11 protein-coding genes are annotated in these 11,410 nt (G+C 67.0%); 9 read left to right on the top strand and 2 right to left on the bottom strand.

The features are described from left to right. Window positions 1-61: 61 nt before the first annotated feature. Complete coding sequence (locus tag FU260_RS22660; RefSeq protein WP_147919113.1) at window positions 62-802, bottom strand: FadR/GntR family transcriptional regulator; 741 nt, start codon at window positions 800-802, stop codon at window positions 62-64. A gap of 147 nt (window positions 803-949) precedes the next feature. Between FU260_RS22660 and FU260_RS22655 the strand changes: the two genes are divergently transcribed. The 9 genes from FU260_RS22655 to FU260_RS22615 all read left to right on the top strand — a co-directional run bounded on the left by FU260_RS22655 (window position 950) and on the right by FU260_RS22615 (window position 8,766). After that, a complete protein-coding gene (locus tag FU260_RS22655) occupies window positions 950-2,323 on the top strand; it encodes an ABC transporter substrate-binding protein (RefSeq protein WP_147919112.1) in 1,374 nt (457 codons plus the stop codon). Continuing rightward, a complete protein-coding gene (locus FU260_RS22650) occupies window positions 2,320-3,285 on the top strand; it encodes a carbohydrate ABC transporter permease (RefSeq protein ID WP_147919111.1) in 966 nt (321 codons plus the stop codon). The genes FU260_RS22655 and FU260_RS22650 overlap by 4 nt, the downstream gene beginning before the upstream one ends. Window positions 3,286-3,328: 43 nt before the next feature. Further along, a complete protein-coding gene (locus tag FU260_RS22645) occupies window positions 3,329-4,168 on the top strand; it encodes a carbohydrate ABC transporter permease (protein WP_147919110.1) in 840 nt (279 codons plus the stop codon). Window positions 4,169-4,205: 37 nt separating this feature from the next. Beyond that, window positions 4,206-5,330: a Gfo/Idh/MocA family protein gene (locus FU260_RS22640; protein ID WP_147919109.1), complete on the top strand. Its 1,125-nt coding sequence runs from the start codon at window positions 4,206-4,208 to the stop codon at window positions 5,328-5,330. Between the two features lie 73 nt (window positions 5,331-5,403). Next, window positions 5,404-6,357: a dihydrodipicolinate synthase family protein gene (locus FU260_RS22635; RefSeq protein WP_147919108.1), complete on the top strand. Its 954-nt coding sequence runs from the start codon at window positions 5,404-5,406 to the stop codon at window positions 6,355-6,357. Beyond that, window positions 6,354-7,316, top strand: coding sequence for an ROK family protein (locus FU260_RS22630; RefSeq protein WP_147919107.1), 963 nt, complete (start codon window positions 6,354-6,356; stop codon window positions 7,314-7,316). Before FU260_RS22635 ends, FU260_RS22630 begins: the two co-directional genes overlap by 4 nt. Then, complete coding sequence (locus FU260_RS22625; RefSeq protein WP_147919106.1) at window positions 7,313-8,002, top strand: N-acetylmannosamine-6-phosphate 2-epimerase; 690 nt, start codon at window positions 7,313-7,315, stop codon at window positions 8,000-8,002. The genes FU260_RS22630 and FU260_RS22625 overlap by 4 nt, the downstream gene beginning before the upstream one ends. A gap of 141 nt (window positions 8,003-8,143) precedes the next feature. Then, the gene (locus FU260_RS22620) at window positions 8,144-8,374 is read left to right on the top strand and encodes a hypothetical protein (RefSeq protein WP_147919105.1); all 231 of its coding nucleotides are present in this window, start codon (window positions 8,144-8,146) and stop codon (window positions 8,372-8,374) included. After that, window positions 8,371-8,766 (top strand): TA system VapC family ribonuclease toxin, encoded by a 396-nt coding sequence (locus FU260_RS22615; protein ID WP_147919104.1) that lies wholly within the window; start codon window positions 8,371-8,373, stop codon window positions 8,764-8,766. The genes FU260_RS22620 and FU260_RS22615 overlap by 4 nt, the downstream gene beginning before the upstream one ends. 110 nt (window positions 8,767-8,876) lie before the next feature. On the opposite strand, the gene FU260_RS22610 is transcribed toward FU260_RS22615, so the two are convergent. Beyond that, on the bottom strand, window positions 8,877-11,300 hold the full coding sequence (locus tag FU260_RS22610; protein ID WP_210418156.1) for a leucine--tRNA ligase: 2,424 nt from the start codon (window positions 11,298-11,300) through the stop codon (window positions 8,877-8,879). Between the last annotated feature and the right edge of the window lie 110 nt (window positions 11,301-11,410).

The raw sequence follows: 11,410 nt of genomic DNA, 5'->3' as shown, positions 1-11,410 counted from the left end.
AAGTGGATTCCGAGGCGCTAGAGGGATTCCGACGAGGGCGCGGCCGGGCCCGCGGCGCCGGCTACTGTTCCCGCTCGGTCACTGCGCGTTCCACGGCTCGCTGGAGCGGCGCATAGTGGGCCTGAACCGCTTCGCGATAGGCGCCGGCGTCGCCGGCCTGCACGGCAGCGAGCATCTCCCCGTGAGCTCGAGCAGTCTCGACGATGTCGGCCCCTGGGGCTACTCCGAGATGTGGCTGCAGGTCGGTGTGAATGGTCCAGAACGCTCCGACCAACTCGCTGATGAGTCGATTGTTCACCTTCTCCAGCAGGAGGTGGTGGAACGTGCGGTCCTCGTCGATAAAGAGCTCTCCGTTAGCGGCCTTCCGCGTCATCGCTTCCACCAGTGCGGTGAGCTCATCATCCTTGGTGCCGGCGTACTCGTCGACGAGACGTTCGGCCATCGCTAGGTCGAGCGCGATGCGTACGGCTAGCACCTCGCGCAGCGTTCGCAGGTCCTCGTGCGCATCGGAGCGAGCGCGGAAGATCAGTCCGTTCACCAGCGGCGACAGGCTGAGCTCTCCGACAAACGTGCCGTGACCGTGGCGCACCTCGACGATATCCAGGCTGGCCAGGGTACGGATCGCCTCGCGGACCGAGGATCGCGAGATGCCGAGACGGTCGCACAGGGAGGTCTCGGTTGGCATCGGGTCACCGGGACGGAGCCCCTCGGCGAGGATGAGGTCCTTGATCGCGTCGGTGGCCGACCAGGCGGACTTGCGCGTGCTGCCTGGTGTGCTCGTGGTGGTCGATGCCGTCGTCATGAGAGATGCCTTCCCGCAGTTCCCGGCCAGTCTAGGCAGATAGGACGTCAGATGTCGTGCCGCTCCAGCCTTGACGGACACTAGTTGACGTGCCAATCTTGGGCCGGACAACAGACATCAGACATCGGACGCAGCGAAGGAGGCTAGATGTCCAGAACGGGCTATCGAAGCGGGCGCTTGCCAAGTAGGCGCGAGTTCGCAGCATTGACTGCCTCAACCGTTGCGCTCAGCGCCGCGGCGTGCCGTGCTGACACTGGCCGGTCCGGTGCGCCCGATGGTGTCCTGGCTGGGGACCTGTTGGTGTGGACCAGTTTCACCCAGGGGCCGCGCGCCGAATGGATGGAGCACATGGCGCAGAAGTTCGAGGAGGCTCATCCGGATGTCCGCGTGACGATCGAGACGTTCTCCTGGCCGGACTTCTACACGAAGTGGACGATGGGGCTGGCCGCCGGTCAGGTTCCCGACATCTCCAGCGCGCTACCGACCCATGTTGCTGAGCTGCTCAGCGTGGAGGCGCTCGCACCGGTTGATGACGTGATCGATGAGATCGGCAGAGACCGGTTCGCCGAGGCGGCGCTGGCGGAGGGTCAGGTCGATGGCGCCAGCTACTCAGTGCCGCTGTACACGCACGCGCAGGTGATGTGGTACCGGACCGACCTGCTCGAAGAAGCAGGTCTGGAGGTACCCACGACCTGGGCGGAGCTGCGTCATGCCGCCGAGGTCCTGACCACAGACGATGTCTACGGCCTCTCCGTCCCGCTCGGTTCGAGCGACATGATGGCGACCCGGTTTCTGAACTACTACGTCCAATCCGCCGGTGAGCGCCTCCTCAATGACGATGGGTCGGCGAACCTGACCTCACCGGCGGTTCTGGACGGCATCGCCTATTGGGTCGACATGTACCGAAACACCTCGCCGGAAGGCTCGATCAACTACGACGTGCTGCAGCAGGCGACGTTGTACTACCAGGGCAGGACCGCTTTCGACTTCAACTCTGGCTTCCAGATCGGAGGGGTTCAGCAGACCAGTCCGGATCTGCTGGAGTACGTTGCTGCCGCGCCGTTGCCTCGGCTCACAGCGGCGGACGACTTGTACGGAGGCGAGACATCGAATACTCCGATGGTCGTCTGGGAGGCATCGAGCATGCAGGAAGAGGCGAAGGCCTTCCTCCTCTCCCTCTATGAGACTGAGGAGTACATCGAGTTCCTCCACTCGGTGCCAGGTGGAATGCTGCCCGCGCTGGCCGACATCTCCGACGAGCCGGCTTACGTGGACGATCCCATCCTCGATCAGTTCGCTGACACCGTTGAGGTGATCGACGAGGCAGTTCCGCGCGGGTCCGCGATCGGGATGGAGGACGGGCCGACAGTGCAGGCAAGCATCATGACGGGCCAGGGCATCATCGAGGGACTCTTTCAGGACATCGTCTTGAACGGGACTCCCATCGCCGACGCTGCCCGGGATGCGGAGGAGCAGCTCAACTCGCTCTTCGAGATGGCCGGTGTGGAGTTCGGACAATGACGGCCAGCATCGCCCACACGCGCAAGCCTCGCGCTGACGGGCCAGCCCCGCGACGCCGGACGCTGAAGGGTCTGTGGAGCAGGCTCGCCAAGGCAGACAAGGTCGGCCTGGCTTTCGTGCTGCCGAGCATGGTCGCCGTCGTCGGCCTCCTGATCTACCCCGTCCTCTCGAGTGTGTACTACAGCCTGACGGATCAGAGCTTGCTGCGGCGGGACCACGAGCTCGTGTGGCTGGACAACTTCCAGACGCTGATCACCAACGCGGACTTCTGGTCAGCGTTCGTGACCTCGATCCGGTGGACTGCTGGATCGATAGTGGGGCAGCTCCTGCTAGGTCTCCTCCTCGCGCTGTGTTTGGACAAGGTACGGCGGTTCTCCGGCCTTTACCGGGTACTGCTCATCGTGCCGTGGGCGTTTCCCCCGATCGTCATCGGCTTCGGTTGGCAGTGGATTCTCGATGACGTGTACGGGTTCCTACCCAACCTGCTGACCTCGCTCGGGATCACGGCCGAGAACGTCAGTCCGTTGGCAAACCCAGACACGGTCTTCTGGACCGTTCTGGCGATCAACATATGGTTTGGCGCCCCGTTGTTCATGGTCAACATCCTGGCTGCGTTGAAAACCATCCCCAGGGAGCAGTACGAAGCCGCTCTCATGGACGGCGCCAACGCCTGGCAGCAGTTCTCGTTCATCACCCTGCGGCACATCCGAAACGTCATCGGGTTGCTGGTCATTCTCCGCATCATCTGGGTCTTCAACAACTTCGAGTTGTTGTTCCTCCTGACCGGTGGCGGTCCGGGGGACATGACGACAACGTTGCCCATCTTCGCCTATCGGACGGGTTGGGGACTTCACCAGCTCGGTATGGCGTCAGCGATCACCGTGCTGTTGCTGGTCTTCCTCTTGCTCATGGCGCGAATCGCGTTCGCAGCATTGAACTACTGGGAGCGTGAAGACTCGTGAGTTTGCAGATCTGTCCTCGAGTCCGACTGGGAGGTGCCTCCGCATGAGTACACGAAATCCGGCCACCCTGGCTGCGACTACAGCGCGGCACGTATTCCTGATCATTGTCTCGATCGCCTTCGTCTTCCCGCTGGTATGGATCCTCGTCTCGTCGTTTACGCCGAGTGGTGAACTCACTGCGGACCCACTGAGCGTGCTCCCCAGCGAAGCCACGATCGAGCACTACCGCACGGTGATCGTGGATCTCGGGTTCCTGACGAATCTACGAAACAGCGTCCTGATCTCCCTGGCGTCTACCGCTATCACCATTGTGTTGGCGACTCTGGCAGCCCATGGGGTAGTCCGGTTCTTCCCCCGCGTCGGTCGGCGGCTCACCCGCATTTTGATCGCTACGTATATGTTCCCGCCGATCCTCTTGGCAGTTCCGTATGCGACGATCATGATCCAGCTGAACCTGATCAACACCTATGCAAGCCTCATCTTGGCATATCTCTCGTTCACCCTCCCGTATGCGATCTGGATGCTCGTTGGGTTCTATCGGACGGTCCCATTAGAGATCGAAGAGAGTGCGGCTGTTGACGGTGCAACGAAACTGCGAATCTTTCTTAAAATCAGTACGCCAATCGTTGCGCCAGGGATCGCTGCGACGGCAGTCTATACGTTCATCAACTGCTTCAACGAGTTCCTCTACGCCCTCCTGTTCATCAGCTCCACCGAAAGAATGCCCGTCGCAGTCGCCCTGTATTCCATTACCGGAGCAGAAGTGCTCGACTGGGGTGCAATGATGGCGGCGTCGGCGCTCGTGGTGGTGCCGTCGGTGGTTTTCTTCATGGCCATCCAGAAATACATTGCAGGTGGATTGACCGAGGGTGCCGGCAAGTAGGTCTGGTTCGCACACAACTAGAAGGGGTCTATTTTTCATGGTCAGGTATGGAATTATCGGCACAGGATACTTCGGAGCCGAGATCGGTCGGTTCCTCATGGAGGTCGATGGGGCGACGGTCACCGCGGTCTACGACCCGGAGCACGCCGATCGGGTCGCGGACGAGTTGGCTGCTCGCGTCGCAGGGACTGTGGAGGAGTTGTGTTCGGCCACGGACGTCGACGCAGTGATCGTTGCTTCGCCCAACTGGATCCACAAGGAGGGTGTCTTCGGTGCGGCCCGGGCCGGCAAGCCAGTGTTCTCCGAGAAGCCCATTGCGTTGAACTACGCGGACTGTTCCGCGATGATCCAGGCAACGGCAGATGCCGACGTGCTCTTCATGGCGGGCCATGTCATGAACTTCATGGCCGGTGTCCGAGAGGCGAAGAAGATCATCGGCTCGGGCGAGATCGGTGACCTGCTCTTCGTTCGCGCGATTCGGAACGGTTGGGAGGACGCCCAGGACAGCGTGAGCTGGAAGAAGCAACGCTCCCTCTCCGGCGGCCACCTCTACCACCACATTCATGAGCTGGACTTCGTGCAGTCCCTCCTGGGTCCGGCAACGGATGCATTCATGACGGGTGGAAATGTGGCGCATTCCGGCCCGGAGTTCGGTGACGAGGATGACATGCTGCTGATCTCGCTCCAGTTCGCGGGTTCGAGATTCGCGACGCTGGAGTATGGATCTGCCTTCCGGTGGCCGGAGCACTATGTCCTGATCCAGGGCACCAAGGGTGCGATTCGCATCGACCTGCAGGAGGCAGGTGTCGAGCTACGGGTTGGCGGTGGGTCGAAGCGATTCCTGCTGCACCGTACCGAGCAGGAGGACGCTGATCGCAGTGCGATCTATAGCGGTAGTCGGACTGATGGGGCTGTCCAGTACGGCAATCCGCACCGCCGCCCGCCGATGTGGCTGCGCGGCATCATCGAAGAAGAGATGCGATATTTCCACGGGCTCCTCTCGGGAAAGTCGCCGGAAGTCGAGTTTGCCGGCCTGACCGATGGCAGTGCGGCAGCGGCGTCGATCGCGACCGCCGATGCGCTCACCCTGTCGTTGCGGGAAGGCCGGCAAGTTGCTGTCGCCGAGATCACCGGTGCTGACCTGGCGACGACACCGGTATGAAGACGGGGCGATCGCCCAGGCCGCTAGATCTGTGGACCACCGATTCCACGCACCAGCAGAAAGAAGAGTCTCCATGACCACCGCAGCACAGTCGTCCTCCCAGCCCCGGGCCTTCCAGGGTGTGATCCCGCCGTTGGTGACCCCGCTGACACCGGACGGGCGCCTGGACGAACCTAGTCTGGCGCGGTTGATCGAGCACCACCTTGCCGGTGGGGTGGACGGGCTGTTCGTGCTCGGCTCCAGCGGCGAGGTGGCGTTCTTCGAGGACGAGATGCGCGATCAGGTGCTGCGTGCTGCGGTGCGCCTGGTGGCGGGCCGGGTGCCGGTGCTGGCCGGGATCATCGACATGCAGACCCGGCGGGTGCTGGCGCACCTGCGCCGGGCGGAGGAGATCGGGGTAGCCGGTGTGGTGGCGACCGCACCGTTCTACGCGATCACCGGGCCGGAGGAGATCGAGGCCCACTTCCGCGCGATCGCTGCGGCTACGGATCTGCCCGTGTTCGCCTACGACCTGCCGGCGTGCGTGCACACCAAGCTCGACCCGGCGCTGCTGGTGCGGCTCGGTAGCGAGGGGGTGCTCATCGGGGTGAAGGACTCCTCCGGGGACGACGTCGGGTTCCGCCGGCTGGTGATGATGAACGAGGCGGCCGGCGGGCCGCTCACTGTGCTTACCGGGCACGAGGTGGTGGTGGACGGCGCGTATCTGGCCGGCGGGCACGGCAGCGTGCCCGGTCTGGGCAACGTCGACCCGGGTGGGTACGTCCGGATGGACCGGGCGGCGCGCGCCGGCGACACCACCGCCATGTGCGCCGAGCAGGAGCGGCTCGCTGCCCTGTTCGAGATCGCGTTCGCCCCCGTGGGTAAGGTCGGACCCGCAGCAGGGGTGGGATCGTTCAAGACCGCGCTGTACCTGATGGGTATCTTCGACACCAACGTGATGAGCGCACCGATGACCGCGCTCGAAGGAGAGAACGTGGACCGCATCCGTACGGTGCTCTCCGGCCTCGGGGTTGAGCTGGTGCGATGACCGGCGTGGGGACGGGGGACCAGGCGGCTACCGGTCCGGTGCTGGCCGCCGACCTGGGCGGGACGAAGATCACCGCCGGCCTCGTCACCACCGACGGCACCCTGCTCGCCCGGTGCACGGTGCCCACTCAGGCTCAGCGCGGCCCGGACGCCGTGGTCGCGGCCCTGGTCGGAGCGCTGGCGGCCGTGCAGGACGATGCGGTGGCCGCCGGGGCAGCGGCGCCGGTCGCGGTCGGGATCGGCAGCGCCGGGGTGGTGGACTCCGCCACCGGACGGATCGTCTCGGCCACCGACTCGATCCCCGGCTGGGCGGGCACCGAGCTCGGCCCCCGGGTCAGCCGGGCGCTCGGTCTGGATGCTCGGGTCCTGAACGATGTGCACGCCCATGCGCTCGGGGAAGCCACCTTCGGCGCCGGGGTGGGGAGGGCCTCGCTACTGCTGGTGGCGGTGGGCACCGGGGTCGGTGGCGCGGTGGTGCGCGACGGCGTGGTGGTCACCGGCGCCCGCGGACTGGCCGGGCATGTCGGCCATCTACCGGTGCCGGAGGCGGTCGGTGTGCCGTGTACCTGTGGCCGTAGTGGGCATGTGGAGGGGTTGGCCTCCGGTCCCGGGGTGCTCGCGGCCTATCGTCGGGCTGGCGGCAGCGCCGAGGACACCCGCGAGGTGGTGGCCCGGGCCGAGGCGGGGGAGGGACTCGCCGGCCGAGTGCTGCGCACCTGTTCGTTCGCGATCGGGCGAATGATCGGTGGCCTGCTGAACGTGACCGATCCCGAGGTGGTGGTGCTCTCCGGAGGGATGGCCGGCGCGGGTGCGTTGTGGTGGCAGGGAATGCGCGACGGCGTTGCGTACGAGGCGATCGATCTCGTCGCCGGCACTGCGGTGCTTCCCGCCACGGCCGGGCCGGACGCCGCACTGTTCGGTGCCGCTCACTTCGCCAGACCGAGGGAAGGAACCCGATGACGCACCCGATGCTCGAGCCGCTGCGCGGTGGGCTGATCGTCTCCTGCCAGGCCTACCCGGGCGAGCCGATGCGGCACCCGGAGACGATGGCGCAGGTGGCCGCCGCCGTGGTGGCCGGTGGCGGTGTGGCCGTACGCGCACAAGGACTCGAGGACATCTCCCTGGTCGCGGGCCGGGTGGACGTGCCGGTGATCGGTATCTGGAAGGACGGCGAGGCGGGCGTGTTCATCACCCCCACCTTGCGGCACTGCCAGGCGGTGCTCGCCGCAGGTGCGGACATCCTCGCCCTGGACGGCACGCTGCGCGAGCGCCCGGACGGCCTGACCCTCGCTGAGACCGTCCGGGCGATCCGGGCCGAGTCGGACGCGCCGATCATGGCCGACTGCGACAGTCTGGACTCCGCGCTCGCGGCAGCCGAGGCCGGGGTGGAGATCGTGGGCACCACCCTCGCCGGGTACACCGGGGCCCGCGCGAAGACCGACGGTCCGGACCTGGAGCTGCTCGCCGAGCTGGTCCAGGCACTGCCGGAGCTGGCGGTGGTGGCCGAAGGGCGCATCCACACCCCGGAGCAGGCCCGCGCTGCGGCCGAGACCGGGGCGTTCGCCGTGGTGGTGGGCACCGCGATCACCCACCCCACCACTATCACCGGCTGGTTCGATGCCGCCGTGCGCGACGCTGCGCACTGATCGCCCCCCGCCCCTCCCGACCTGCCCCACGCCCCAAGCCGGGTCCCTCCTTCAGCCGACCGGCATCGACGCGATGCTGCGACGTGGCTCTGCGACGGGTTCGACCGCGCGAATCATGCCTGCATCGCATATGATGCAGTGATGAGAACGACGGTCAACCTCCCACCGGCCGTGCATCGCCGGGCCCGGGAGATCGCCGAGCAGCGCGGTCAACCGCTCTCCACAGTCCTGGCGGACCTCACCCTCCGCGGACTGGCGCAGCTCGACGCGCCAGTGGAACTCGACATCGACGACCGGACTGGCCTGCCCGTGCTCTCGATCGGGCGACGGGTGACCGATGCCGAAGTGGCCGAGATCCTGGACGACGAGTGACCTACCTGCTCGATGCCAACGTGCTGATCGCACTGACCGTGGCCGAGCATGAGCATCACGACCGTGCTGCGGCCTGGCTGTCAGAATCCGGTGACTTCGCAGTGTGCCCGATCGTGGAGGGCGCCCTCGTACGGTTCCTGCTGCGGATGGGGGAGGGGGCCATGACCGCGCACCGCATCCTCGAGCGACTCGCGGCGCATCCTCGCTGCCAGTTCTGGGGCGACGACCTGTCGTACCGGGATGTGCCTCTTGCCAATGTCCAGGGCCACCGCCAGGTCACCGACTCGTACTTGGCAACGCTCGCCGAACGACACGGGGCACGTCTGGCAACGTTCGATCGAGCGCTCGCCGCGGCGCATCCCGCGAGTACGCAGCTCATCCAGGGTGGGTGACTGAGGCCCACAGCCCATTCGAACACCGTTGGCGCATTCGAACACGGTTCTACCCTGGTTCGAATGCGCCAAGGGGGTTCCCACGCGTCCCGGGCACACGGCAGACCGCGTCAGGGCACCACGTTCACCAGGTGCGGCGGGCGCACGATCACCCGGCGCGGCTCGCCGCCCGCCAGGAGCTGCTGCACCTTCTCCAGCTGCAGGGCGCACCGGCGCAGCTCCTCCGCGTCGACGTCCGCCGGCACCTGCAGATGGCCGCGGACCTTGCCGTTCACCTGTACCACCGCTTCGACCTGATCGGCGGCGACCAGCGCCGGGTCCACCTCCGGCCAGCGGGCCTGCGCCACCGACGGCTGATGTCCCAGCGCCGCCCACATCTCCTCTGCGGTGTACGGCGCGAACAGGCTCATCGTCACTGCCGCCGCCTCGGCGAGCTCGCGCACGGCAGGGTCCCCGGCACCGGGCCCGGAATCGATCGCCTTGCGTCCCGCGGAGACCAGCTCCATCAGCCGGGCCACCACCACGTTCAGCCGCCGCGCGTCCATCAGGTCGGTGATCTCAGCGACCGCCCGGTGGGTGGTGCGGCGCACCTCTGCCGCTTCCGCGGAAGCGCCCGCAGCTCCGGCCGGGCCTACCTCCTGCGCCAGCCGCAGCGCCCGCGCCTGGAACCGGTGCATGGCTTCGGGGCGCACATCGGCCCAGTCCAGATCGTCGGCCGGCGGCCCGGAGAACAGGATCGCCAGCCGCACCGCGTCCACGCCGAAGGTATCCAGCTGCTCGGCCAGGTCCACCCCGTTGCCCAGCGACTTGCTCATTGCCGCCCCGCGGTTGATCACCTGGCCCTGGTTCAGCAAGGACGCGAACGGCTCGTTGGCGGCCAGCCAGCCGGCATCGTGGAGCACCTTGGTGATGAACCGGGCGTAGAGCAGGTGCAGGTTCGCATGCTCCACTCCGCCCACGTAGGCATCCACCGGCATCCAGCCGTCGGCGTCCGCATGATCGAACGGCACATCGGTGCGCCCGGGGGAGAGGTAGCGCAGGAAGTACCAGGAGGAGTCCACGAACGTGTCCATCGTGTCCGTGTCCCGCTGCGCCGGCCCACCGCACGCAGGGCAGTCCACCTGCAGCCACTCGGTCGCCCCGGCCAGCGGCGATACGCCCTCCGGTACCAGCTCCTCGCCACGCAGGTCCGGCAGCTGCACCGGCAGCTCCGCCTCCGGTACCGGCACCACCCCGCAGTCCCTGCAGTGCACCATCGGGATCGGCGCACCCCAGTACCGCTGCCGGGAGACCAACCAGTCCCGCAACCGATAGCTGCGCGCCCGCTCTCCGGCTCCCGCCTCCTCGAGCTGCTCGACGACGCTGCCCGGGTCCGGCCAGTCCGGTTCGCCACCCGCGGCCGGCCCAGCCATCCCTCTCGGCACGCTCGGCAGGCCCATCGCCGCCGCGAACGCCGCGTCCCGGTCATCACCGGCCGGCACCCCCATCACTGCCCCGGTGCCGTACCCGGCGAGCACGTAGTCGGCGGCCCAGACCGGGACCAGCTCGCCGGTCAACGGGTGCCGCACGCTGGTACCGAGAGGCACCCCACTCTTCTCCTGCCCGACGGCGGAGCGTTCGATCTCCGTCCGCGTCGCCACCTGCTCCCGGTAGGTGGTCAACGCGGAGCGCGCCTCCGGCGCGCACCACGCCCACGCCGTCTCGCTCTCCGGCGCCACGGCGAGGAACGTGACCCCGGCGAGGGTCTCCGGCCTGGTGGTGAACACCTCCAGGTGAGAGCCCTGGCCCGGGCGAGCTCCGCCGTCGCCGGCAAAACGGATCTGCACCCCCTCGCTCCGGCCGATCCAGTTCCGCTGCATGGTCAGGATCCGGTCCGGCCAGCGGCCCTCGAGCTCAGCCATATCGTCCAGCAGCCGGTCGGCGTACTGGGTGATCCCCACCAACCACTGGGTCAGCTCGCGGCGGACCACCGCGCTGCCGCAGCGTTCGCACCGGCCGGCCACCACCTGCTCGTTCGCCAGCACGGTGGCATCCTGCGGGCACCAGTTCACCCAGCCGGCGCCGCGGTAGGCCAGTCCGCGGGCACGCAGCTGCAGGAACAGCCACTGGGTCCACCGGTAGTACTCCGGATCGTGCGTGTGCAGCCGGCGGGAGAAGTCGAAGCTCACCGCGTAGCGGCGGATCGACGCCGCCTGGGTGGCGATGTTCTCCTCGGTATAGGTGGCCGGGTGCTCGCCGCGGCGGATCGCGGCGTTCTCCGCGGGCAGACCGAAGGAGTCCCAGCCGATCGGGTTCAGCACCTGGTGGCCCTGCAGCCGCCAGTACCGGGCGATCGCGTCCTCGATGGCGAACACCTCGGCGTGACCCATGTGCAGGTCGCCGCTCGGGTACGGAAACATGGTGAGCAGATAGCGGGGCCGCGCACCAGGATCGGGCGGACCGGTGGGCACGGTGTACGGATCGAGCGCGTCCCACACGCGCTGCCAGTGCTCCTCGCGCTCGTGGGAGACCGGTGGGGTGGTCAAAGAAGTCATCATGGTCCTCAGCTGCTGGTCGGGGCGAGCACCGCGAAACCCCATCATCGGGGGCGTGTGCCGCGCTGAGGCGTGCTCGGGGACCGGGCTCAGCGCGGCCCGGTTAGCAG

Origin of the sequence: Ruania zhangjianzhongii (assembly GCF_008000995.1) — a bacterium.
Taxonomy (GTDB): Bacteria; Actinomycetota; Actinomycetes; order Actinomycetales; family Beutenbergiaceae; genus Ruania; species Ruania zhangjianzhongii.
This window is presented reverse-complemented; position numbering and strand designations above follow the sequence as displayed.